The 23,967-nt window shown below is 59.0% G+C and carries 23 protein-coding genes; 8 read left to right on the forward strand and 15 right to left on the reverse strand.

Going from position 1 to position 23,967, the window contains the following annotated elements:
• Positions 1-35 precede the first annotated feature (35 nt).
• The 3 genes from mtrA to HMPREF3158_RS03800 are packed head-to-tail and all read right to left on the reverse strand — an operon-like array spanning position 36 to position 1,703.
• Positions 36-728, reverse strand: a complete 693-nt coding sequence (mtrA, locus tag HMPREF3158_RS03790) for an MtrAB system response regulator MtrA (protein WP_062035673.1) — start codon at positions 726-728, stop codon at positions 36-38.
• Between the two features lie 4 nt (positions 729-732).
• On the reverse strand, positions 733-1,347 hold the full coding sequence (locus HMPREF3158_RS03795; RefSeq protein WP_062035674.1) for a dTMP kinase: 615 nt from the start codon (positions 1,345-1,347) through the stop codon (positions 733-735).
• A gap of 2 nt (positions 1,348-1,349) precedes the next feature.
• The gene (locus HMPREF3158_RS03800) at positions 1,350-1,703 is read right to left on the reverse strand and encodes a DUF4259 domain-containing protein (protein ID WP_062035675.1); all 354 of its coding nucleotides are present in this window, start codon (positions 1,701-1,703) and stop codon (positions 1,350-1,352) included.
• Positions 1,704-2,253: 550 nt separating this feature from the next.
• On the opposite strand from HMPREF3158_RS03800, the gene HMPREF3158_RS03805 reads away from it, so the two are divergent.
• Together HMPREF3158_RS03805 and HMPREF3158_RS03810 are read left to right on the forward strand one after the other, a co-directional pair.
• Positions 2,254-3,069 (forward strand): hypothetical protein, encoded by an 816-nt coding sequence (locus tag HMPREF3158_RS03805; protein ID WP_062035676.1) that lies wholly within the window; start codon positions 2,254-2,256, stop codon positions 3,067-3,069.
• Between the two features lie 138 nt (positions 3,070-3,207).
• Entirely contained in the window at positions 3,208-4,161 is a 954-nt protein-coding gene (locus HMPREF3158_RS03810; protein ID WP_070497375.1) for an ornithine cyclodeaminase family protein, read from the forward strand.
• Between the two features lie 58 nt (positions 4,162-4,219).
• Here the strand turns inward: HMPREF3158_RS03810 and manA are convergent, their stop codons facing one another.
• Complete coding sequence (gene manA, locus HMPREF3158_RS03815; RefSeq protein WP_062035678.1) at positions 4,220-5,476, reverse strand: mannose-6-phosphate isomerase, class I; 1,257 nt, start codon at positions 5,474-5,476, stop codon at positions 4,220-4,222.
• Between the two features lie 18 nt (positions 5,477-5,494).
• A complete protein-coding gene (locus HMPREF3158_RS03820; protein ID WP_062039099.1) occupies positions 5,495-6,532 on the reverse strand; it encodes a hypothetical protein in 1,038 nt (345 codons plus the stop codon).
• 135 nt (positions 6,533-6,667) lie between these two features.
• Here HMPREF3158_RS03820 and cobA point away from each other — a divergent pair, with 135 nt between their 5' ends.
• Positions 6,668-7,432 carry a uroporphyrinogen-III C-methyltransferase gene (cobA, locus tag HMPREF3158_RS03825; protein WP_062035679.1) on the forward strand — a complete coding sequence of 255 codons (765 nt, stop codon included), beginning with the start codon at positions 6,668-6,670 and terminating at the stop codon, positions 7,430-7,432.
• A gap of 12 nt (positions 7,433-7,444) precedes the next feature.
• Here the strand turns inward: cobA and HMPREF3158_RS03830 are convergent, their stop codons facing one another.
• The 4 genes from HMPREF3158_RS03830 to HMPREF3158_RS03840 are packed head-to-tail and all read right to left on the reverse strand — an operon-like array spanning position 7,445 to position 11,149.
• Entirely contained in the window at positions 7,445-8,485 is a 1,041-nt protein-coding gene (locus tag HMPREF3158_RS03830) for a sulfite exporter TauE/SafE family protein (RefSeq protein ID WP_062035680.1), read from the reverse strand.
• A gap of 5 nt (positions 8,486-8,490) precedes the next feature.
• Positions 8,491-9,204 (reverse strand): sirohydrochlorin chelatase, encoded by a 714-nt coding sequence (locus HMPREF3158_RS03835; protein WP_062035681.1) that lies wholly within the window; start codon positions 9,202-9,204, stop codon positions 8,491-8,493.
• Positions 9,201-9,476, reverse strand: coding sequence for a hypothetical protein (locus HMPREF3158_RS12425; protein ID WP_082787626.1), 276 nt, complete (start codon positions 9,474-9,476; stop codon positions 9,201-9,203). The genes HMPREF3158_RS03835 and HMPREF3158_RS12425 overlap by 4 nt, the downstream gene beginning before the upstream one ends.
• Positions 9,473-11,149, reverse strand: a complete 1,677-nt coding sequence (locus tag HMPREF3158_RS03840) for a nitrite/sulfite reductase (protein ID WP_062035682.1) — start codon at positions 11,147-11,149, stop codon at positions 9,473-9,475. The genes HMPREF3158_RS12425 and HMPREF3158_RS03840 overlap by 4 nt, the downstream gene beginning before the upstream one ends.
• Before the next feature lie 338 nt (positions 11,150-11,487).
• Here HMPREF3158_RS03840 and HMPREF3158_RS03845 point away from each other — a divergent pair, with 338 nt between their 5' ends.
• Complete coding sequence (locus HMPREF3158_RS03845) at positions 11,488-12,837, forward strand: FAD-dependent oxidoreductase (RefSeq protein ID WP_062035683.1); 1,350 nt, start codon at positions 11,488-11,490, stop codon at positions 12,835-12,837.
• Positions 12,838-13,132: 295 nt separating this feature from the next.
• Here the strand turns inward: HMPREF3158_RS03845 and HMPREF3158_RS03850 are convergent, their stop codons facing one another.
• Positions 13,133-14,500, reverse strand: coding sequence for a phosphomannomutase/phosphoglucomutase (locus tag HMPREF3158_RS03850; protein WP_062035684.1), 1,368 nt, complete (start codon positions 14,498-14,500; stop codon positions 13,133-13,135).
• 54 nt (positions 14,501-14,554) lie between these two features.
• Entirely contained in the window at positions 14,555-15,052 is a 498-nt protein-coding gene (locus HMPREF3158_RS03855) for a DUF3499 domain-containing protein (protein ID WP_082787627.1), read from the reverse strand.
• 94 nt (positions 15,053-15,146) lie between these two features.
• Here HMPREF3158_RS03855 and HMPREF3158_RS03860 point away from each other — a divergent pair, with 94 nt between their 5' ends.
• On the forward strand, positions 15,147-15,617 hold the full coding sequence (locus HMPREF3158_RS03860) for a metallopeptidase family protein (protein ID WP_062039102.1): 471 nt from the start codon (positions 15,147-15,149) through the stop codon (positions 15,615-15,617).
• Positions 15,618-15,715: 98 nt separating this feature from the next.
• Here the strand turns inward: HMPREF3158_RS03860 and HMPREF3158_RS03865 are convergent, their stop codons facing one another.
• From HMPREF3158_RS03865 to HMPREF3158_RS03875, 3 genes are all read right to left on the reverse strand, one after another.
• A complete protein-coding gene (locus HMPREF3158_RS03865) occupies positions 15,716-15,964 on the reverse strand; it encodes a WhiB family transcriptional regulator (protein ID WP_005528147.1) in 249 nt (82 codons plus the stop codon).
• Positions 15,965-16,480: 516 nt separating this feature from the next.
• Positions 16,481-17,575: a mannose-1-phosphate guanylyltransferase gene (locus HMPREF3158_RS03870; RefSeq protein WP_062035686.1), complete on the reverse strand. Its 1,095-nt coding sequence runs from the start codon at positions 17,573-17,575 to the stop codon at positions 16,481-16,483.
• Between the two features lie 66 nt (positions 17,576-17,641).
• Complete coding sequence (locus HMPREF3158_RS03875) at positions 17,642-18,556, reverse strand: glycosyltransferase family 2 protein (protein ID WP_070497377.1); 915 nt, start codon at positions 18,554-18,556, stop codon at positions 17,642-17,644.
• A gap of 187 nt (positions 18,557-18,743) precedes the next feature.
• Here HMPREF3158_RS03875 and HMPREF3158_RS03880 point away from each other — a divergent pair, with 187 nt between their 5' ends.
• Both HMPREF3158_RS03880 and HMPREF3158_RS03885 read left to right on the forward strand, forming a co-directional pair.
• Positions 18,744-20,387 carry an LCP family protein gene (locus HMPREF3158_RS03880; protein WP_210386625.1) on the forward strand — a complete coding sequence of 548 codons (1,644 nt, stop codon included), beginning with the start codon at positions 18,744-18,746 and terminating at the stop codon, positions 20,385-20,387.
• Positions 20,388-20,605: 218 nt separating this feature from the next.
• Positions 20,606-21,277, forward strand: a complete 672-nt coding sequence (locus tag HMPREF3158_RS03885) for a TIGR03089 family protein (protein ID WP_062035688.1) — start codon at positions 20,606-20,608, stop codon at positions 21,275-21,277.
• Here HMPREF3158_RS03885 and HMPREF3158_RS03890 read toward each other — a convergent pair.
• Positions 21,274-22,167, reverse strand: coding sequence for a LysR family transcriptional regulator (locus tag HMPREF3158_RS03890; RefSeq protein WP_062035689.1), 894 nt, complete (start codon positions 22,165-22,167; stop codon positions 21,274-21,276). The two genes, HMPREF3158_RS03885 and HMPREF3158_RS03890, sit on opposite strands and share 4 nt — an antisense overlap.
• Before the next feature lie 137 nt (positions 22,168-22,304).
• On the opposite strand from HMPREF3158_RS03890, the gene HMPREF3158_RS03895 reads away from it, so the two are divergent.
• Positions 22,305-23,963 carry a thiamine pyrophosphate-dependent enzyme gene (locus HMPREF3158_RS03895; protein ID WP_062035690.1) on the forward strand — a complete coding sequence of 553 codons (1,659 nt, stop codon included), beginning with the start codon at positions 22,305-22,307 and terminating at the stop codon, positions 23,961-23,963.
• Positions 23,964-23,967 lie beyond the last annotated feature (4 nt).

Below are 23,967 nucleotides of genomic sequence, written 5' to 3' on the forward strand. Positions count from 1 at the left end.
CGCTTAAACCAATCAAAAATAACTGCGGGTCCTCTTTATTCGCCGGTGCCAGTCTTGCCGGTCTTATAGCCAACGCCACGGACGGTCAGGACGATCTGCGGGTCTTCCGGATCGTGCTCGATCTTGGCGCGCAGACGCTGCACGTGCACATTGACAAGACGGGTATCAGAAGCATGGCGGTAGCCCCAGACGGATTCCAGCAGCGCTTCACGGGTGTGCACCTGGCCAGGCTTGCGAGCCATCTCAAGCAGCAAGTCGAATTCAAGCGGGGTAAGGGAAAGCTCCTCGCCGTCGACGCGCTTGACGGTATGTTCCGGGACGTCGATGACTAGGTCGCCGACCTCGATGAGCTCGCTGGAGGAAGAGTCGGTGCGGCGCAGGCGCGCACGAATACGCGCAACCAGCTCCTTCGGCTTGAAGGGCTTGGTGATGTAATCATCAGCGCCAGACTCCAAGCCAAGCACCACGTCGACAGTGTCCGTCTTCGCGGTGAGCATAACGATAGGAACTGCAGACTCCGAGCGGATGGCTCGGCAAATATCAACACCATTCATGCCCGGCAGCATGAGGTCAAGCAGGATGAGCTCTGGCTCGTGTTCGTGGAAAGCAGAAACTGCTTCATTGCCGTCAGTAACAGCGATGGGCTCGAAGCCTTCTGCCTCAAGAACGATGGTCAACATTTCCGAGATGGCTGGATCATCGTCAACGACCAGAATCTTCGGCGCCATTTTCCTACTCCTCTACGAGTTCCTTGACAGATTGCACAATCATATCGGTATCAGCGGTGGCGATCCAGCGTCCGCCCCACGCACGTTCCGCTAATCGACGATACGCCGCCGCAGTGTTCGACTGTAGATCACTGTCTTTTTCATAACGGTCACGGGCACGGCTGGCGTCCTCGGCTGCCCGTGCCTCGGCACGAGCTGCGGCGAGCTCGACGTCGGTGTCGAGAAAGATCTGCAGGCTGGGCTTAGGCAGCCCCAAACGCGAAAACTCAAGATCGTAGACCCAGTCTATGACCTCATCGGTACCCAAGCGCGCGGCCGAGTAGGCGGCGTTTGAGGCCACGTAACGGTCCAAAATCAGCAGTTCTTTGCCCTCTTGCGCTTCCAACAGGCGGTCTTTTGCGCCAAACCTGTCAAGAGCAAAGAGGGTAGCCATGGCATAGGCGGAATCCGTTAAGTCCCCCATCCGGCCGTAGAGAGCCTCTTGGGCCAGCTGCGCGTGCACGGATTCTTCATAGCGCGGAAAGCCCAAGACATCGACTTCCACAGAAAGCTCGCCTTTAATCCTGTTTACGAGCGTGTTCTTGCCCGCACCGTCAATTCCTTCGATGCTAACCAGCATTATTAGGACAAAGCCTCAATGAATGCTTCGAGGTCATAATCTTCTTCCACGCCCTCCAACAATTCTAGAGCCTGCTCGTTGAGCTCTTCGCTGCCGGAGCCGGCAAGTTCACGGATAAACGGATAGGAAGAAACAATTTCACCGGCGCTAAACGGCGCACCGGCCCAGATTGCGGCGATGGTCGCGGCCGCTAGCGCATTGCGCTGTTCCTCTTCAGATACGGAATTGCCATTCGTAGCCAAGGCACAAGCATCAGATACAGACTCAACGATGTCCTCGTCATCAAGGTTGGCGAGTTCATCCAGGAAATCAACGTTGACGTCATCTGCAAAGATGTCTTCGTCCCAAGCGCTCATTGCCTTCTCCTTTGATATAACGCGAAAGTTCTACTACTGGTGGCCTCCACCGCGGGCAGACAGTTGATGAAGGGGAGAAATCTTCCCGCGATGTTTACTTCTATATCTAGCCGCTGCCGCCGCTTTTGTCAGTGCGTTGCCACAGTCAATTTATACGTTAAAAACCACAGAGAGAATCATCACGCTTTAGCCTGAGCGCGGAAACAAAGGTCAAGCGCCAATTCAGTCCCGACGGACAGGCACTTTTGCCGTGTAGGACGCAAAGTTTCTCCGGCTGCGCACCGCGAAGCAGAAACCGAACTAGCTAAACCAATTTCCGAAATACTCTTTCAAGGAAACTTCCTTCTACATTGGCTACACGTAAGATGCCTATTCCACTAAATGCTCCTCCATGATATGGTCGTTACCGAGTTGTTACACATATCGGTTTCTAGCCCGCATCCCCGCTGGTCGGAAGCTATTTCTTTAAAGTCCATAATTGTAACGGTTAAAACTAAGCCATTCCCCGTAGAACCCCTCATAGATGGCTTGAGCAGGAAAGGAGCTCACGATGAAGCCCGATGCACGTCGCGTGTATGTCTTTATCGCCCTCGGTCTCCTTTTCGCGTTGTTCGTAGGCTACGGTGTCTGGCGCGTTTCCACGCCTGACACCGAGGCGTCGCACAGCACCAGCGAGTCTGTAACCCAAGTTGGCGAGACCGAATCGCAAAGCAAGCGCACCTCGCAAACCACCACCACGAGCAGCCGCCCCCACTCGAAGCACAGCAGCAAGAGCCACAAGGGCAACTCTTCCCACAAACGCGCGGCGGCACTCAAGAATGACCCATTCTTGGCCCCAAACGCCTTTACCGGCAGCACCTCTAACACTGGCCCCACGTCGGTTTACCGCCCGGAGAACCTCTCCTCCCAGTCCCACGCCACCGCGCAACAGAATGCCAACGGCACCTACGCAACGGGCTACCCACAGGAGCCTTCTAACAGCGCCCCCGGCACTGCTGCACCAACCACTTCTACGCAGGCAACTGCGCAACAGCCAACCAGCCAAGCTTCTGCACCAAACAACACGCAGCCAAGCCTGACTGAAACCGTCCGTCCAAAGCACGGGGATTCCGACTCCGGCCAGCCCACGGTAGCTCAGCCCGTCGAACCTTCCCCTTCGGGCGAAGCCACCCCAGGCAAGATGAACGGCACGGAAGCTCCTGCCACCGATACAGCGCCAGTTTCTGGAGGCAGTGGCGATACCGTCGATGCCCCGCAGCCAAGCTCCGAGCCGACCTATGCAGATACTTTTAAGGAGCCGACTGCTGTTGATGTCGAGGACACCAACATGACCGAAGCCGTCGATACCTCCGATCCAACCGGCTAATCTCCTACCCCAACGGAAGCGCCGACCACCGGCGCGACTACGGCCGCAGGTCAGGCAACTAACCTCGCCGAGGCCCCAACTACTGCCCCATAAAGCTGCTTTCTAATTGCTCCGCTGGGCGGATAAGGAATACACCCCATGCAAATCGATTTCCTAAGCGCTGAAGAGATCTACGGCTCCTTTCGCCCAACCCAAGCAGTTGAAGCCCTGCGCTCCATCGTGCAGGCAGGGTTCCGCCCCGGTGGGGATCCTGTCCGCAGCTCCCTCGCGGTCGATCACGGTAGCTTCTTGATGATGCCCGCGGCGTCTTCCGAGTTGGGCTTCGGCATCAAGTTGCTTTCGCTTACGGAAGCGGGCTACCGCCCTGATTTGCCACGCATTAAGGGAATTTATGTCCTCTTTGACCCCGAAACACTAGCCCCAGCGCAACTGCTCGATGGTCAAGCGGTGACCAATTTGCGCACTCCCGCGGTTTCGGTTGCCACAATTGTCGATTTTCTGGAAGGCCCCGGCAACGCTTCAGCCACGGCGAACGAGCCGCTGCGCGTTGTCATCTTCGGCACGGGCCCGCAAGGCCAGCATCATGAGGCAACCCTGCGCGATTGTCTGCATGGGCGCGAGCTTGAGGTGACCTTCGTTAGCCGCAGCCAGCCGGAGGAAAACCACGTTGCTGAGCATTGGGCGAAAGCCGAAAGCGTTAAGGCGCAAAAAGCCATCGCCGCGGCCGAATTAATCATCACGGCCACGAGCTCCCCGGAGCCGCTCGTTACGCTTGGCGACGTCCGCGCTGACGCCATCATCGTCGCACTGGGTTCGCACACTCCGGACGCACGCGAGCTTAGCGGCGAACTGGTGGGCGCTTCCACGGTTATCGTCGAAGATTTAGGTGCCACGTTCATCGAAGGCGGCGATGTCATTCAGGCAGAGGCCGAAGGGTTTATTGAGCGCAAGGATGTAGTTTCTATGGCGGAGGTAATTCGCGGCGACGTTGAAATAACTCGCGAACGCCCCATCGTGTTCAAGTTCACCGGAATGGCCTGGGAGGATCTGGCTATCGCCCGCGCAATAGCCAGCGCCGCACAGGGCAGTTAAGCCGGCCACCCGAAGTCGGGGCCGTTTAGCGGTGACGCTACAGGTCTCCTAACAGGCCTTATACGCGAGCGATAAAGAGCTGGCTCGCCTCGCCCGCTGCAACCCGCGCCACCACGGTCTCCTCTGCTGCTGGCAGCCATGCCGCCCGCCCCGGCTGCAGCTTGAGCTCTTGGCCTTCGTTGTCACGCAGCTCCACTTCCCCACCAGTGCACAGCGCAATAGCCGGACCATCGAAGTTCAGCTCAACGGTATCGTCTGCGCAGAGCTCTACGCGGTCCAAGATGAATTCATCGATCGGCACCGGATAGGACCAAGCCTTTGCGCCGTGCAGGGTTTCTTCTACGCTCTTCTCTTTTTGCTGCACGCGCGGATCATCCACGCTTTCATAAGTGAGGACCTTGACCAATTCCGGAACATCCACGAACTTCGGGGTCAGGCCGCCGCGCAGGACGTTGTCGGAGTTCGCCATGATCTCCACGCCAAGGCCCGAGACATAAGCGTGCAGCGCGCCGGCGTTGAGGTACACAGCCTCGCCGGGCTGCAAGACCACGTGGTTGAGCAACAGCGCTCCCAAGACACCGATGTCACCTGGGTATTGCTCATTCAGGCTGATGACTGTGCGCATATCGCGTGCCATCCACGCCGCAGCCGAATCCGTGGAATCCGCTGGTTCTGCTTCAAGGCGCGAGATCAGCTTTTCACCAGCCTCGACGATTGCCGCGATGAGCTCCTTACGCTTTGTAGCCGGGATAGTGATCCAAGTGGTAAACAGCGCGCGCAAGTTTTCCGACTCCGCAGCGGCCTCCGGCAGGAGCATGTTCAGGTAGTGCTCGAGCTCAGGGCATTCCAAAGCCTTCAGCAGCTCCAGCGTGCGCTCGAGGGGCCGAAAGCCAGCCATGGCGTAGAACTCAGTGAGTGCCACTATGAGCTCCGGCTTGTGGTTGTCATCCTTGTAGTTGCGGTTCGTGGCGCTTACCTCGATACCCTGCTCATTTTCGCGGGCAAAGCCCTCTTCCGCCTGCGCCTTAGAGGGGTGCGCCTGCAAAGACAGCGGCTCTGCGGCGGCCAATATCTTCAACAAGAAAGGCAGGCGCTTGCCATAATCTTGCTGCACGCGCTTGCCCAACTGCTCCGCCGGAGCGGCTGCAATAACCTCGTCGAGACGCTGGCCATCAACGGTCGAAGGGTCCCCCGGATGCGCGCCGAACCAGAGCTCGGCTACCGGGGTATCGCTCGCGGGCTCACCTTTAAGCACAGGAATCATGGTCCTTGAGCCCCAGGAGTAGTTGCGGGTTGCGCTATTGAGCAGCTGCATTTGTATTGCTTCCTTCTTTTAAGAAATCTCGTAGGCGGTCGCGGCATAGCTGCGCGTAATGAGCTGAAGAGCGCGCGCCAATTCCCCTAAGGTGGGTTCAGGATCATTGCTCGATTCAGCGATTGAATGGGGAAGGTTCGCCTCTTCCTCTCCCCACAAAACAATTTTCAATGGTACCAAAGCATTTTCTTCTTCTGGCGCGTCTATCTGCGGGTCAAAGAATATGTCACGCACCGCTGTTCCACCTCTTTGCTGTGCGCGCTCCAAAATATGTGGCAACGCCTCAGGGTCAACAAAAGTACCGCCCAGACCATGCGCAGCCCAAACCGCGGCGGCCATGCGGGCAACCAGGGCATTGATAAATACTCCGGAACGCTCCTCTGACCAGGAATATGGGTCGACGCCGCAGGAATGAATAACCCTCGCGCCCTCCACAAATTCCCGCAGCTCGCGGCCGGGGTTAGTTGCGGAATCATGCTCTGGGCTAAGCGCCTCCAGCTCGCGGTCCACTGCGTCGGCGGCTTCCTCCAACCTGCGGGCTACGAGCTCTCCTTCTTCTTCGAGGACCGCAGCCACCGCATACAGCGCGGCGATGAACCGAGCCGGCGAGGCTCCCTCCGCCGTGGGCAAAGTGGGTGCCACAAAGGTGGACTCGGGAGCGTCCTCCACGAGCGGACCGCGCGAGGGCCCGACCAGTACAGTAGCGGCTCCCCTTTTATCCGCAGCAATAAGTGCACGGGAGGCCCAGTCACACTCCGCACGCTCACCTACCACCACGACGACATCCAAGGCACCAACAAAGTGCGGGAGTGATTCCGCCACCACCAACGGAATGCGCGCTGGCTCGGCCAGCCCTACCGCTGTATAGGCAGCCGCGCGGGCTATCTGATCAGTAGGCAAAATGACCAGGCAGCGCGGTTTAGCCCCGCCCAAAAGGCCGGCCAGCTGCGAGATAGCACCGCCTAAGACCCTGATTTGGGCTCCTTCATGAGCGACGTCGAAATAACGCACGGTTTCTGGGTCATAAGCTGCGCCATCATAGTAAGCACTATCCATGCCGCCGAGCATAGTCTGGCCCTCGGACACGCAGTAGTACTAATTAGAACTTCCCCAGCCAATTATGAATAAAACCCCAGGTATATAATCCCTTTTTGCACGTGAGGTGAAATACCTCAACTAGAATCAACCAGCATGGTTGCAGCAGAAAGTCCGCAGATTCACCCCGTCGTTTTGATTGGTGGCGGCCCCGGCGCGTGGGACCTCATCACGGTACGTGGAATGCACGCCTTGCAGGAAGCGGAGATTATCTTGGCGGATCACCTGGGTCCAGTGCAGCAGCTGGACAAGCTGTGCGACGTTGCAAGCAAAGAGCTCATCGATGTCTCCAAGCTGCCGTATAAGCGCCAAACCTCCCAAGAAAAGATCAACGAGCTCCTCATCGAGCATGCGCTTGCCGGCCGGAAAGTAGCCCGCTTGAAAGGTGGCGACCCGTATGTCTTCGGCCGCGGTTTTGAGGAGCTGCAGGCACTTACCGCCGCGTCCATTCCGGTGGAAGTAGTCCCTGGCGTTACCTCCGCCATCTCGGTTCCTGCTTTGGCAGGCGTGCCCGTCACCCAACGCGGCATCGTGCATGCATTCACAGTAGTTTCCGGCCACCTGCCGCCAGGCCACGCCAAGTCTTTGGTGGATTGGCAAGCGCTAGCGCAATCGGGGGCTACGCTCAGCATCATCATGGGCGTGAAGAATTCTGCAGCCATCGCCCAGGCCCTTATCAATGGCGGTCGTTGCACATCGACGCCTGTGGCCATCATCCAGGAGGGCACAATGGCCAGCGAAAGGGTCTACAAGTGCGTCCTCGGGGACCTCGCGGAGACTGTCAGGAAAGAGCAGGTTGCTCCGCCCGCGGTCTTCGTCATCGGCGAGGTCGCCGGGCTAAACAGCCAGGATGCGCAGTAACCGCCACCTGGCTTAGTTCGCCTGCAGCGGCGAGTACTCCGCGGCACGGCTGGGCTCCGGGGCAGTTTGCGCCACCACCTTGAAGCCGCGACCCCCGCGCGGGCGGTGTGGCACCACAACGTGAAATGCCGCATGCGCTTCGTGCTCTGCCTCCTCGGCAGCTTGTTCAGCAGCGCGCGCCGCACGTGCGCGCAAAGCACCAATCGCCGTGGCGGCCACTCCCGCTACGGCCACGAGGATCTGCACAGCCACCACGCGCCAAGGCGCGATGGCCCAACCGACGTAGGTTTCAGCACCGCTTATCACCTTGCCGATGTTCAGCGCCACAATTGCAGTTCCGACAACACCGCCCAGCACCACCGGGTTAACACGCGAAATCAACCAAGCGGCAATCGGTGCCGTAACCGCCCCGCCAACCAGCAGCGCAATCACCGCTGCCAAATTAGCCACAATGTCATTCCACAACCCCACCAGGAACCCGGCAGTCGCACCGAAAGTCACCAGGAATTCCGCCGTATTAACGGTTCCCACGATGCGCCGCGGCTGCTCTTTACCAATCGCCATCATCGTCGAGGTGGATATCGGACCCCATCCACCACCGCCCGTGGCATCGACGAATCCGCCGACTATCCCTAGACCTGCTAGAAATCCTGCGGAATGCTTGCTGCGATAGGCCGAAGGCTTCTTTTGCAGGCGCGCGAAACGCCACACGAGGTTGGTTCCAATGCCTACAAGAATTAACGCGGTTATCGGCGCCGCAGCCGCAGTCGAGATATTAGACAACACGCTCGCCCCCAGAAAGGCCGCGAGCGCCCCGGGCAGTCCGAGCTTGAATACCGTTGGCCAATGCACGTTTCCAAAGCGCCAATGGCTAATGCCTGATACCAGCGTCGTTCCGAGTTCCGCCGTGTGCACCACCGCAGAGGCTTGTGCCGGCCCAAGACCAGCCAAAAGCAGCATGGTCGTGGAGGTTACGCCGAAGCCCATGCCAATGCCGCCGTCGACAAGCTGAGCCGCAGCGCCGGCTAGAGCAATCAGAATGAACGACCGCATTTCTATTATCCGATCTGTGCAAGCATGTGAGTCTGGGTGGACAGGCCCACTGCATGGGCAAAACGGTCAGCAACGACCCCAGCAAGGTCAGTGCCTAGCGGGGAGTCTACCTGCGCAGGGGAATCCGCGAGCAGGTCCAGCAACAGCCCTGCCGTGCTAAACAGTGGCAACACCCGCACCGCACCGTGACTGCGCACCTGCTTGGCGACGCCCTCTTTCCCACCACGTGTTGCAAACACCGCCGAAGTGGACAGATGAGTGAGGCTTTCTACATTCGCAGCGAGGTCGCGCACAGCGCTATTCGCCTTCTCGTCTGAAGAGCCTACGGCATAGATGACGAGATGCTGTGGCTTCTTACCTGTCTGCGGCGCCATCGCACGCGCTGCTAGGAGCTCCGCGATGTCGGCCCCGGTGCCTAAGCCTTCTGCTTGCAGCAGCCGCAGCCCGGCGGATTGCGCAGCGCGATCGATCGCTTCCGGCACATCCACGCGCAGGTGATAGCCCCGCGTAAACAGCAGTGGTACGACCACCGCTTCCCTCTGCCCCGCGGCAGCTACTCGTTGCGCTGCAGCTTCCAAGTCAGATTCGTGAAAGTCGAGGTAAGCCGCTTCATAGGATGTGGCACCGGCAAGTGCCGCCGCCTTTCGCGTCAAAGCCTCAATGCCAAGAGCTGCCGCTGGATGGCGCGAACCATGTGAAAGCGTAATCAGTGCTCTCATCGTCTGCTCCCCACGCTTGCATCTTGCTTAGCAGCAGACAGATGCCCGCGGCGTTGTAGCGATCGTTGCAACGCCTCGTTGGAAGAAACCGTCTTGGCAGGTGCTACCGGCGCATCATCCTGACCGTGGAACATCACGGAAAAGATACGCAGGCACTCGCAGCACTTCCAAGCGAAATCGCCTTCCTCATCGGGAAAGAGGTTCATGCCGCCGCAGTAGGGGCAGTACATCGGATGGTTGCGGTTCGGATTCGGCTCGCGGCGAAAATTCACTGCAGATCTCCCTCATCTGCGCGCAGGACCCAGTGGCGGAACTGCTCGCCTTCCTCGCGCTGCTCCTTATATTTCTGCACCAACCGGATTACATAGTCTGGGACCTCATCCGCGATGACCTTGTGCCCGCGCAGCTTGCGCCCCCAGTCCGGGGAGAGCCCGAGCGCGCCGCCCAGATGCACCTGGAAGCCCTCAACACGGTTTCCTTCGGAATCAGTAACGATCTGGCCCTTCAGTCCAATATCCGAAACCTGGGAACGAGCGCAAGCATTCGGGCAGCCGTTGAGTGCGATGGAAATCGGCATGTCGAGGTCACCCAAGGTGTCTTCCAAGATGTCCACCAGCTCAATCGCCCGGGCCTTCGTGGTTACGTGCGCAAGCTTGCAGAACTCTAAGCCGGTGCAGGAAATAACGCCGCGCCGGAACTCAGATGGCTGCGAGTACAAACCGGTCTCATCGAGCGCCCGCGAAAGAGCCGGAATATCGTCTTCCTTGACGTCGAGGAAGAGAAGTTCCTTCATCGGCGTGGTGCGGATGCGGGTAATGCCGAAACGCTCCGCGACGTCGGCAATAGCGATGAGTTGCTCGCCCGTGGCATGGCCTACGGTGGGCTTGACGCCGAGATAAAAGTTGCCATCCTTTTGCCTATGCACGCCCAAGTGGTCGCGGGAGCCAGGCTCGACGGTAAGGGGCTCGCCGTCGGCAAGCGGGGCGTCCAAGTACTCGTTTTCTAGCACCTCGCGGAACTTCTTGATGCCCCACTCAGCGACGAGGAACTTCAGGCGCGCTCGATTGCGATTGCGGCGGTAGCCATAATCGCGGAAGATGCGAGCCACGCCGGCCCACACCTCCGGCACACGCTCAAGCGGCACCCAAGCGCCCAAGGACTGGGAAAGCATGGGATTTGTGGACAAGCCGCCGCCGACGAAGCAGTCGAAACCAGGGCCGTACTCGGGGTGATCGACGCCGACGAACGCGATGTCCTGAATCTCGTGAGTAACGTCCTGCCGGCGATTGCCCGAAATGGCCGTCTTGAACTTGCGCGGGAAGTTGTGGAACTCCTCGCGCGGGAGGTAATTATCCACGATTTCATCGATGGCCGGGGTGGCGTCGATGATTTCGTCTTCCGCGACGCCCGCCACCGGCGAGCCCAAGATGACGCGGGGAACGTCGCCACAGCCCAACAGAGTATCGAGGCCCACCGCGCGCAGCTTTTCCCAGATGCCCGGGACGTCCTCAATCTGAATCCAGTGCAGCTGGATGTTTTGACGGTCCGTGAAATCCGCGGTGGAACGCGCATGATCCCGCGAGATCTCCCCCACCGTGCGCAGCTGCTGCGGGCTGACGCGACCGCCGTCGAAGCGCACGCGCATCATGAAGTACTCATCCTGCAACTCCGCATTGCTGAGCTTGGAGGTTAGCTCGCCTCCCAGATTCTGGTTGCGCTGGGTATAAAGGCCAAGCCACTTAAAACGCGGCGCAAGGTCTTCCGGCGGGATGGACTTAAAGCCCTGCTTGGAGTAAATATCGATGACACGCTGGCGGGCGGAGAGACCGCCGTCCTCACGCTTGATCTCCTCGTCCGCGTTAAGCGGTTTTGTACCGTCGATTTTCCATTGTCCCTCTGGCTTGCGCGTACGAGACTTGGCGGTAGGTTTCGTTGCGGTAGTCATGGCGGTGAACAATTGCCTTTCGTAGTGGTTGCCCAAAACCTACCTGTCTAACCTCAATAGACAAAGCGGTTCGGATTAATTTCACCACTCCTTACAGTGTGACCTGCGACAACACCGCCAAGCTGGAAGAATCTAAATAACCCGGTTGCCGGATTTGCGATAGCGCGGTTCAATAAAACCCACGCTCACACAGTTTCAGCAGACTAATCAGTCTAATATTCATAAAAAGAATTAGAACGACTAGTATTACGACCAGTACCTGAACGATAACTTTTAGCGTTTAGCACTAGTCGTTCCAATATCCCGTAAAAAATCTTGAGGAAAGGCCCACTACTGATATGTCGCAAGCCCCACTGAAGGTAGCCGTCATCGGCGCTGGCCCAGCAGGCATCTACGCCTCTGACATCCTGGTTAAAAAGACCGGTGGCAATGTTGAGATCGATCTCATCGAGCAAATGCCAGCTCCCTTCGGCCTGATCCGCTACGGCGTGGCGCCGGATCACCCACGCATCAAGGGCATCGTCAACTCTCTGCACCGCGTTTTGGAAACCGAGCAAATTCGCCTCATCTCCAACGTGCACGTCGGCCGCGACCTCACGGTGGCACAGCTGCAGGAACATTACGACGCAGTCGTCTTCGCAACCGGCGCTGTCGGCGACCGCAACCTCGACGTCCCAGGCGCAGACCTCGAAGGCGTCCACGGCGCAGGCGAGTTCGTTGGTTTCTACGATGGCAACCCCCGCTTCAACCGCGAGTGGGATCTCAGCGCAAAGGAAGTAGCCGTCGTGGGCGTGGGCAACGTTGGACTCGACGTCGCCCGCATCTTGGCGAAGACCGGCGACGAGCTCAAGGTCACCGAAATCCCAGACAACGTTTATGACTCCCTGGCCAAGAACCAGGCTGAAACGGTCCGCGTTTTCGGCCGCCGCGGCCCCGCACAGGCTAAGTTCACTCCGCTCGAGCTTAAGGAGCTGGACCACTCCCCGACCATCAACGTTGTTGTCGACCCAGAAGACATCGACTACGACGAAGCTTCTCTCGAAGCACGTGCAAACTCTAAGTCCCAGGATCTGGTCTGCCAGACCCTCGAGGGCTACGCCATCCGCGAGCCGAAGGATGCGCCGCACACCCTGCAGATTCACCTCTTCGAGCAGCCGGTCGAAATCCTCGGCGAGAACGGCAAGGTCACCGGCATCAAGACCGAACGCACGGAGCTAACTGGCGACGGCAACGTTCGCGGCACCGGCAAGTTCACCGAGTGGCCTGTCCAGGCTGTTTACCTCGCCGTGGGTTACCGTTCCGATGCCATCGATACCGTTCCTTTCAATACCGACAAAAACGTCATCAACAACGATGGCGGCCACGTCATCGAGCAGGACGACAGCATCGTTCCGGGCCTCTACGCCACGGGCTGGATCAAGCGTGGCCCGGTCGGACTTATTGGCAACACCAAGTCTGATGCGACGGAGACCATCGGTATGTTGCTCGAGGACGCCGAGGCTGGCAAGCTTTCCCACTCCTCCGACGAGGACATCACCGCAACCTTGTCCGAAGCAGGCATCGAGTTCCTGACCTGGGATGGTTGGAAGAACCTCGACGCCGCCGAGCGTGCGCTTGGTGAGGCAGAAGGCCGCGAGCGCAAGAAGTACGTCGAGTGGGAGGACATGGTTACCCACTCCCGCGGCTAATTTTCCCGCATAAAAAGCGCCAGCATTGTGCTGGCGCTTTTTGTGTTGTGCGGCGCTCACCCGCGGCTCAGCCGCCGCGAATGTACCGTTTCTTGCAAATAGGCCAGCAAAGCTAGCCTGTTTGGGTTCACTATTTACAGGAAACGGTATACGCACCGGGGGGACCGAGATGCGCGGCAATCGTGGCGGCATCCAGGATCCTTTTTCCTGCAAATAGCGGGCCAAAACACGCAATTCTAGGGCGCTATTTGCAGGAAACGGTACACGCAGAAAGGCGCCCGCATGGGGAAGGCGCCTAAGCGCGGATAATGCCGAGAACCTTCTCCACTATGGCATCGACCTCATCAGCAGTCTTTGCCTCAACGTTTAGTCGCAACAGCGGCTCAGTGTTGGAAGCACGCACGTTGAACCACGCATCGGTGCCCTTCAGCTCCACGGTCACGCCGTCGAGCTCGTCGACGGACTCAATCTCCTCAGCCAAACCGTCGAGCACTGCCTGCGTAGCAGCCTTCTGATCCTCCACGGTGGAGTTAATCTCACCAGAGGCTTCGTAACGCGAGTACTGCGCCATGAGTTCAGAAAGCGGCTTATCGGATTCGCCCAACGCAGCTAGCACGTGCATCGCAGCGAGCATGCCCGAGTCCGCGTTCCAGAACTCCTGGAAGTAGTAGTGCGCAGAGTGCTCACCACCGAAGGCAGCCTTCTCCTTGGCCATCTGGGCCTTGATGAAGGAGTGACCCACGCGGGTACGCACAGCCTTGCCGCCGTTTTCAGCAATAAGCTCTGGGACCGTCTTGGAGGTGATCAGGTTGTGAATGATGGTCGAGCCGGGGAACTTCTTGAGGTAGCGCTCCGCAACAAGTGCACAGATAGCAGAAGGCGAAACTGCATCGCCGTTTTCATCGACCACGAAGCAGCGATCGGCGTCGCCATCGAAGGCGAGTCCGATGTCTGCCTTCTGCTCCTTCACAAAGGCTTGCAGGTCCACGAGGTTCTTCGGGTCCAAAGGATTAGCCTCGTGATTCGGGAAGGTGCCATCTAGCTCGAAGAACAGCTCGCGCACGTCAAAAGGAAGGCCCTCGAAGACCGCCGGAACCGTGTGTCCGCCCATACCGTTTGCTGCATCCACGGCCACAACGAGCGGGCGGGAAGACTCCAGCGGAACCAAAGAGCGCAAGAAGTTTGCGTAGTCAGACAGGACCTCACGCTCGGAGACGGAGCCTGCGGCGCCGTCGTAGGCTGGAACACCATCTACGAGCATGTCCTTGATTGCTTCCAGGCCAGTCTCCTGCCCCACCGGGACAGCACCGGCGCGACAAAGCTTGATGCCGTTGTACTTAGCTGGGTTATGCGAGGCGGTAAACATCGCGCCAGCGCATTCCATGGACCCTGCTGCAAAGTAGAGCTCATCAGTGGAGGTCAAGTTCAGCTTCACCACGTCCAGGCCCTGCGAAGCTACGCCTTCAGCAAAGGCAGCGGACAACGCCGACGAAGAAGGACGCATATCGTGGCCCACAGCCACCGTCTTCTCGCCTTCTTCGCGCAAAATAGCGGCGAAAGCAGCACCAGTGTCGCGGACGAAATTCTCATCAATGTCTTCACCCACGACGCCACGGACGTCATAGGCCTTAATAACGGCGTTTAGCTGTTCACGAGTACGCATAACCTGCAATAGTACTCTTTCCCCAGCCCCAAATACTGGAGCCGTGGCCTAAAACTAGTCCTCTTTCAAGCGATGACGGCCGCCCGCGGCGGATTCGGTGGCGTCCTGAGTCGAGGCGTCGTCAGGCACGACGCTCAAGTGTGCTCGGCGACGCTGCTTTGCCTCGCTTACGCGGCGCGTGCGGAAGACCGGGTGGTTGGAGCTATCAGGATCGGCGCCATCAAAGTTGGCGGCGTAGTCAATGGGGTCTTGACCGGAGCCCGAACCATCTTCCACTAGGCCGGTAGTCACGCGCCCGCCCTCGCGAACTGCCTCGGCCAGGGCCATGAGGTCGTCTTCCTCGTCAAGCTCAATGCGGTCCACACGCACCATCTCCCAGCCGATGGGAGCGGTGATGCGGGAGCTGTGCTTTTCGCACAAGTCCCAGCTATGCGGATCAGTCTCCTCCGCGAGCGGGCCTACGACGGCCGTCTGCTGTGAATACGCGTAGGTCAAAGTTGCCACGGCGGGTTTGCCGCAGCCTGGACGAGAGCAATGACGAGAATGATTCACGGCAATGAGTCTAAACCTTTAGTTGAGATTTGAATAGTCGAAACTCGGCGCGCCCCGCACGAAAATGGTCATGCGAAACCTTAAAATCACGGGCATGACCATGCGCCGCCCCCACACTCGTCCGTTCCGCGACCGCCGCGGAAGGGGTATGCACGGACCGCTTTTGCCACAATCGACGCCGCGTTTCCGCAGCAAGAGCGAGCGCTTCGACATGGCCGTACTCGAGGCCTATGCCCCCATCCAGAATGCTTTTGCAGAGCAGCTCGCCGGATTGGACTTGGCGGTGGACACGGTTCCACGCATGCGGCTTTCTGCTGATATGACGGTCCTGCCGGAAGAGATCATCGCCGACGGCCCGGTACCTTTAGGCCGGGTTGTCCCTGCTGGCGTTGACGCTGCCGGCCACCCAACACGCGCCCGCATGGTAATTTTCCGGATGCCCATCGAGGAGCGTGCCGAAACATCTAGCGAACGCGCAGAGTTGCTAGGCACGGTTCTAACTGCGTTGGTGGCCAATTACCTCAACCTTGATCCGCAGGACGTTGATCCTCGGTTTAGCTGGTAAGCAAAAATCCTCCACCACAATCCACGCCCTAGCGCCAGATGACACTAAACATAGATAGAGGTGAAGGATTTAAGAAGAAAGGTTTCCCTAGCCGGAGGTTAACCAATCTCGCGCTTGAGGCGGCGGCGTTCACGATCAGACAGTCCGCCCCAGATTCCGAAGCGCTCGTCATGCTCTAGTGCATACTCGAGACACTCATCTCGCACCGCACAAGCCTGGCAGATACGCTTGGCTTCGCGGGTGGAGCCTCCCTTCTCCGGAAAGAAGGCTTCAGGATCAGTCTGCGCGCACAGTGCCTGGTCTTGCCACTCCTGCTCGACGGCGCCAAAAAGCTCATCGAGAGACATCTCTGCGGCAGCACCGCCACGGAGAATAGCGCCATTATTCGAGTTTTTCTCCACGCTAATTCCTTTCTCCGAGGTTGGGTAGGTTTCTTCTAAGTTGCACCGACCTTACACCAAAGCCAAAGTTTGGCGGAGGCGTCGCCGATGCGCTTGATTACACTGATGTTATTTCACACCGGATCACTAAATATCGTCAACCCGAAAACGAGGCCTTCCGGGGATTCTCTCCAAAAACGCAGCACACGATCCCCAACTTTCACATCCGTCACATAGATCCCCCTCCGGGGGTAAGGGCCGGGGGTACCATATGTAGTGGTGGTCCATATTCCTGTAAACAATTCCAAGGTTTGATCGGCGTGTCGCCACCATCTAAGCCGATCTGCTGGATCTCTGCGCGCACAAGCTGCCCAGCAACCAAAACCGTAAAAGACCAGCCAAAAAGCGAAAACTCCCACCACCTGCGCCCCCCCCTTAAAAGGAAACGGGTCGTGGGAGAGATAGCTTAAATGTCTGCTCTTTTTAAGCGTCAGAGCTGAAGCGGACGCCGGCATCCGGAATCTGTACGCCCGGGAAGACACGCATGCCTCCCTTGAGCTCACAGCGCGCTCCGATGACAGCGCCCTCACCGATGACGCAATTGTCGATGTGTGCGTTGGCGCCGATTTGCGCGCCCGAAGCGATAATCGAGTTGCTGATGATTGCCCCCGGCTCGATGGTCACGCCGTCAAAGACAACAGTGCCGTCCAGACGCGAGCCTGCACCGACCTCAGAGCCGCGGCCAATCGCGGTGCCAGAAAGCAACAACACACCGCCGGCGATTCCGGCAGACTCATCGACGAGGGACTCACCGGTGCGGCCTTCCAGCAGCGGCGAATGAGCAATGCCGCGAACCAAGTCAGAAGAACCGCGCACGAAGTCATCTGGGCGGCCCATATCGCGCCAGTAGGAGTTGTCGACGTGGCCTACCACCATGCGTCCGGACTCCAACAGGCTCGGGAAGGTCTCACGCTCAACGGAGACCACGCGGTCAGCCGGAATGGTCTCAATGACTTTCCGCTTGAACGTGTAGCAGCCAGCGTTGATTTGGTTCGTTGGCGGGTCCTCGGTCTTTTCCAAAAACGCCGTCACGCGGCCATTGCTGTCAGTCGGAACGCAGCCGAAGGCGCGCGGGTCTGCCACGTTGAGCAGGTGCATGGTAACGTCCGCATCCTTTTCGTGGTGGGTTCGCAAGATGCCGCCCAGGTCCATACCGGAGAGAACATCGCCGTTGAAGACCATCACGGTATCGTGGCGCAATTTGTCGTAGACGTTGCGGATGCCGCCGCCGGTACCCAGCGCGGTCTCTTCTACTACGTATTCGATTTCCAGGCCCATATCGGAACCGTCACCGAAGTACTCTTCGAAGACCTCTGCCTTAAACGACGTCGACAGCACCACGTGGGTAATGCCCGCAGCCTTGATGCGGGCAAGAAGGTGCTGCAGGAACGGATAGTTAGCAGTCGGCAGCATCGGCTTTGGGGTGCCGATGGTCAGCGGGCGCAGGCGGGTTCCACGGCCACCGACGAGGATGACGGCATCGGTAGAAGCGCCCCATTGGACAGCTGCTTGACTCATAGAAGAATTCCTTATGCGAATAAATCGACGTGTTTTATCGGGGGTCAGTGTATATGCCCAAGGCGCCTAGCCACTGCTGCGGCACGCTAGGGCGCTTAGAGCAAACCCGCGCAACCGCAGTCCGGCCTTGAGCGCCAGTCGGACTGGCGCTTGCCACCACTGCGGATGGCGGTCGGCTTGGAAGCGGTAAGCCGAGTCGTGGTGGGCTCGCAGCATCGCGCCCGCATGCGCCTGGGTAGAGTGCCCTTTGGCATGGGTGATGATTGCCTCAGGGCAAAAGACGTTGCTCCAGCCCGCACGGCTAAAACGGTCACCCAGATCGACGTCTTCCATGTACATGAAGTAGCGCTCGTCAAAGCCGCCGATCTGCTGGAACGCATCCCACCGCACCAAAAGGCAGGAACCCGAAAGCCAGCCCGCCTCGCGCTCGACGGACATATGGGCGTCATTGCGATAGGCACGCGACCACGGGTTGCTAGGCCAGATGGTGCCAAACAGGGCGTGGCCGATGCCGGTGGTCAATGTGGGGATCGCACGCGCGGAAGGATAATACGAGCCATCCGGTTCCACGATGCGCGGGCCTACGGCTGCGGCTTGTGGATTCCGGCGCGCACACTCCACCAACTTATCCAAAGCTCCAGGAGTAAAAGTAACGTCTGGGTTGCTGATGAGGAAGAACTCTTCATCGCCCTCACCCAACGCGCCGGAGCGGACAAGCCGCGCGCCGGCATTCATTCCGCCGCCGTAACCGATGTTGCCGCCCGTGTCTAAAAACACAACGTCGTCACGGCCAGCAGCCGCGGTCTGCGGCACTGAATCGGTGGAGCCGTTATCCGCCAAGACCACAGCCGTGGGCCGGTTGGTTGCGCTTTCCAGCGATTTAAGGAAATCCCCAAGGTAATGGCCCGGCGAATACGTCACCGTGACCACTGCGAGGGCAGTTACGTTATCTGTGTTCACAATGCTGCTTAGCGTACCCATACTCGCTGCTAGGTTGCTGCCAAGACACTACAAGCTTGACGAAAATCATGTATAGATCACGATTTCTTTCTCTTCTCGCCTAAACTGTCACAAGATCAGCCCCTAAATTGGCTACACGGCAAGCACCGAGAGAAGCCACCTTGCTTGCTGCCACCTTTGAACGCCACAATTAGAAAGTCCTCCTCCTGTGTCTTCTGAGAAAAAATCAGACAAGCAGCGTCGTTCCCGCGCCATCTCGCCCTCGCCCAATTCGGCGACGGCGGTAAAGCAACAGGGGTCCAAGCCCCTGAAGGCCGTCATGGCATTTGTATCGGCGGCAATCTTGGTGTTCTCTGGCGTTGGCTATGCCACCGTGGGCCGCGTGGGCGATGGCATGTCCTCTGTCTCTAACCTCGCGTTGGGCAACAAGGGTGGTTTTAAGGCAGACACCGAAGACGGCGCGATGGATATCTTGCTGGTGGGCAAGGATTCGCGCACGGATGCCAAGGGCAACCCGCTGTCAGACAAGGAACTGGCAGACCTCCACGCCGGCGTGGACGAGGGCGAGGAGAACACAGACACCATCATGATCATCCGCATCCCGGATGACGGCTCCCGTGCAACTGCGGTTTCGATTCCGCGCGATACCTACGTCGACGACGGCGAGTTTGGCAACACCAAGATTAACGCCGTTTTCGCTTCCCACAAGACGGACAAGGTCGAAGAGCTAGAGCAAGAAAACGCCGAGGCAGAGGTTGAAGGCAAGAAGAAACCACATTCCGCGAAGGAGATCGAGCAGCAGGGCGTGGAGGCCGGCCGCCAGGGGCTTATCAGCATGGTGCGCTCACTCACAGACATCGATATCGATCACTACGCTGAGGTCGGCCTGCTGGGCTTCGTGCTGCTTACCGACGCCGTCGATGGCGTCGACGTGTGCTTGAACAACGACGTTAAGGACGTCATGTCTGGCGCTGATTTCAAGAAGGGCCGCCAGACCCTCCACGGCGCCCAGGGCCTGTCCTTCGTCCGCCAGCGCTACGAGCTTCCACGCGGCGACCTGGACCGCATCGTGCGCCAGCAGGCATACATGGCTTCTTTGGTTTCCAAGGTGCTCTCCTCCGGCACCCTGGCTAACCCAAATAAGCTCTCCAAGATTGCTGACGCAATCGAACGCTCTGTAGTCATCGATGAGGGCTGGGACGTCATGGGTTTGGTCACCCAGCTTTCAGGCTTGGCCGGCGGCAACGTCACCTTCACCACCATTCCGGTGACCTCCATCGACGGCGTGGGTGACTACGGTGAGTCCGTCGTGACCATCGACAAGAAAGAGGTCCATAGGTTTATGGATGACCTCGCCAAGACTGCGGAGCAGACGGAGGAAGCCGCGGCGTCGTCAAGCGCAGAGGCAGGCTCCAACCCTTCCGAAAAGCCAGTAGCCGATGGCATCGAGGTCAACGTGCTCAACGCGGGCAGCATCGATGGCCTGGCCTCCGGCGTTGGCACATGGCTGACTGGCGTGGGCTACAAGGTCGACCAGACCAGCAATGCCGAGCCGGGCCTATACTACGAGTCCCAGATTGTCGCCGCGGATGAGAACGACCAACGCGCCAAAGACTTGGCTGAGCAGCTCGGTGGTCTGCCGGTTACTTCCAGCCCGTCGCTGGACGAAAACACCTTTGTCGTCGTGGCTTACGACGACTACAAAGGCCCATCTGACGAGGAAGCGCAGGCCGCAGAGCCCACCGACTCCGAACCGGGCGAACAGGTCGGCACCCCAGGCAGCGACATGGGCGCGGCAGAGGTTGCCCCGGAGATCGACGCCGGCGGCGAGGGCCCGCGCTGCGTGAACTAAACGCTACACAAACTAAGTAATTCTCGAGCCAGGGACCTAATTCAAAAGGTTCCTGGCTTTTCTTAGGGATCGTTCCCCAGTTTTTGGCAGGTAGTTGCCATTTAATGTTAAAAATGAGTATCCCTATCACTCACTTTCCGGGGCGCTCGAGGGCCCAGGGCCGTAGTGTGAAAGCATTCCCTGCCGCGCTAAGGCTCAGTCACCTACGATGGGCGGACATGGATATGCTTCAGCACCTACTTTCCGCAGATGCCGCAGCGCCGCGCCTGACTTTCTACAACGAAGCCACCGGCGCGCGCATGGATTTTTCCGCACAGACCTTGGATAACTGGGTCTCCAAGATTGCCAACATGCTCCTAGAAGAGCTTGAGCTCGATTCCGATTCCCTCATTTTCCTCGACCTCCCTGTTTCCTGGCAGCCCGCAGTTATCGCTTTGGGCGCCATTGCTGCCGAGGTCCACACAGCGTTCACTCGCGCTGAACTAGACGGTGCAAGCCCCGATGTTATTTTTGCCGCGCCCGAGGGCTACGCAGAGTTGACTGAGGAATTCGCAGGAGCCGATGTTGTGCTCGTTACCGATGACCCATTCGGGCGCGGCGTCATCGAATCCGGCGGCGAATTGCCCGCGGGCGCCATCGACTTTGGGCCCACCGTGCGTTTCTACGGCGATCAGTTCTATGGCCCCACCACCGCTTTGCCGGAGCTTTATTCTGCCGCCGGCCCTGCCCAACGCGTGATGTCCGCGGGGTGGAAGGACAAGGATTCCTTTAAGAAGTTGATTCTCGAACCGCTCGCATGTGGAGGCTCCGCCGTTATTGTCGCCGGCATGTGCACTGCCGAGCGTTTAGAAGAAATCGCCGCCAACGAGAAGGTGGATCTGCGTCTTTAGCTGGCACGAACGCCATCGGCGGGGTTAATTCCCAGAAACTCCTGGAGGCGCGTGACCACGGCATGGATTTCCGCGGTGGCAAAGTGCCCGCGACGCCAAGCCGCGTGCAGGGGCACACCGCCTAGCATCTCCTCCTCATTGCAGATGCGCAGGCCTACCGCGTCGTGGGCCTGCAGAGCACTGGAGATGGCGATTGCACGCCCGGCTCGCGCGAGGGCGATGAGCGTAACGGTGTCCTCGCACTCGACGACGTCGCCAAGCACAGCGTGGTTGCGCCCTACAAAGGCATCGAAGAGCCCGCGTGAGACGCTGCGCCGGCCTGACATGGCGAGACGATGAGTGACCAAGTCCCCCACGTCAATGCTGTCTTGGCCCGCTAGAGGGTGCTCCTTGTTTACCCAAGCCCGGATAGTGGCCTCCCCCAACGGAACGGAATCGAGCCCCTCCTTTACTGGAATTGGCGTCACCACCACATCGGCGGTGGTATCTAGCGCTTGGTACACCTCGTAGTGCTCGACCGCCAGCGTGGTCAGAAGCGGAATCTCCTCGCGCGCGTCAACGATGAAAGGCGCCAAGATCGTCGAGATGGTCGTCGGCGTTGCCGCCACCTGCAAGGCGCGCATCTCGCCGCGTTGCAGCGCCGAAACCGCCTGCGTAGCCCTGTTATTATCTGCCACCAATTGCTGGCACACGGGAATCAATGCCTTGCCCGCCTCGTTGAGACGCAGCACCCCAGCTGCGCGTTCGAAAAGCTCGAGCCCCAGCTCCTCCTCAAAGCGCCGCAGCTGGCGGCTTAGCGCCGGCTGGGTGATGCTCAATTGCTCTGCCGCGGTGGTCACGGAACCGGTGCGCGCGAGCGCCAAGAAATATTTCGCCCTCGTGTAATCCATAAAACTTCATTTAACACGAGCTATTACCAATGGGCATGGATTTGAAAAATCTTAGACATTAGACAACATGGACGAAATTCCTTCACAATAAGGTGAAATTGTTGTACCAATCACAGAAGAAGGATTGTCTGAAAACTATGACTCGTCGCCATGTTGGCACCGCCATCGCTGAATCTCTCGCAGCACACAACGTCAAGCGCGCATACCTCGTCCCAGGCGAGAGCTTCCTGCCAGTACTTGATGGGCTCTATGACAGCCCCATCGAAACCATCGTTACCCGCCAGGAAGGCGGCGCTTCCTACATGGCAGAGGCACACGGCAAGGCCACCGGTGAGCCGGGCGTCGCAATGGTCACCCGCGGCCCAGGCGCTTCCAATGCTTTCGTTGGTATCCACACCGCCTGGCAGGATTCCACCCCGATGGTCCTCTTCGTGGGCCTTATCCCCTTCCCCGACCGTGACCGTGAGTCGTTCCAGGAATTCGACCCAAAGGCGTGGTTTGGAACCCAGACCAAGCAGGTCTTCATCCTCGATGACCCATCCCGTGCTTCCCACGTGGTGGCGGAGGCATTCTTCCAGGCCAAGCAGGGCCGCCCAGGCCCAGTAGTGGTGGGCCTGCCGGAGGACATTCTCCACTTGGACTTCGACGGGGAGATTATCCAGCCAATCAACGTGACAGACGGCGCGGTATCCCCAAGCGATATCGCCGCGCTTTCCGAGGCCCTACGCTGCGCCGAGCGCCCACTCATCTTCGCCGGCGGCCCACGCTGGACCCCAGAGTCCGCACGCCAAATCACCGAGTTTGCAGAAACCAACCAGATTCCGGTGGTCCACGATTTCCGCGCCAGCGACCGCATCCCTTTTTCTTCCCCGGCCAACGCCGGCTGGCTGGGCTACGGCCGTGACGAGAAGGCAGCTGCGCTGCTCAAGGATTCCGACCTCGTACTCGCCGTTGGAGCAGTGCTTGGCGACGTCCCGACTGACGGCTACAAGCTGCGTCAAGGCGCAAATGACCGCAACTTCTTCATCAACATCGATTCCAGCCTGCGTGGCAACTCCGCAGCCGTCACCCGCCACATCCTGGCCAGCCCGGTAGCCTTCGCCGAAGCGCTGTCTGAGATCAATACGGGCGAGGTCTGCGCTGCCCAGCAGCAGTGGTTCGCGGATGCGCACGCGGCGCAGGTGGCTTTCTCTACGGTTCAGGACGAAGCCGACTGGCGCCCGGCTCCTGAGGGAACCGCACACATCGAATCACTCATGCGCGCCATTCAGGAGCAGGCCCCAGAGGATTCCATCTACACCTTCGGCGCCGGAAACCACTGCATCTGGGCGCAGCAGTTTATGCGCACCAACGTCTACCCCTCCCAGTTCAGCGTGCGCAATGGCTCGATGGGCTACTCCGTTCCAGGTGCGGTCTCCACCAAGCTGGAGTTTCCTGAGCGCACCGTCATCGCCATTGCTGGCGACGGCGAGTACCTGATGAACGGCCAAGAGCTGGCTACCGCCCTGCAGTACGGCGCTCCTTATCTGACTGTCGTGATGTCCAACGGCGAGTTCGGCACCATCCGCGATCATCAAAAGAACCACTTCCCTGATCGCGTTTCCGGTACCCAGCTTTCCAACCCGGATTTCGCCGCCGTCGCCCGTGGCTTTGGCGCACACGGCGAGCTTGTCACTTCCGACGCCGAGGCAGGCCCTGCCGTCGAGCGCGCCCTGCAGGCTATGCGCGAGAAGCAGATTCCAGCAGTCATCAACGTGATTGTGGATCAAGCTCTGTCGCTGCCTGACAACGACTAAAACT

The organism is Corynebacterium sp. HMSC06G04, assembly GCF_001807365.1.
Taxonomy (GTDB): Bacteria; Actinomycetota; Actinomycetes; order Mycobacteriales; family Mycobacteriaceae; genus Corynebacterium; species Corynebacterium simulans.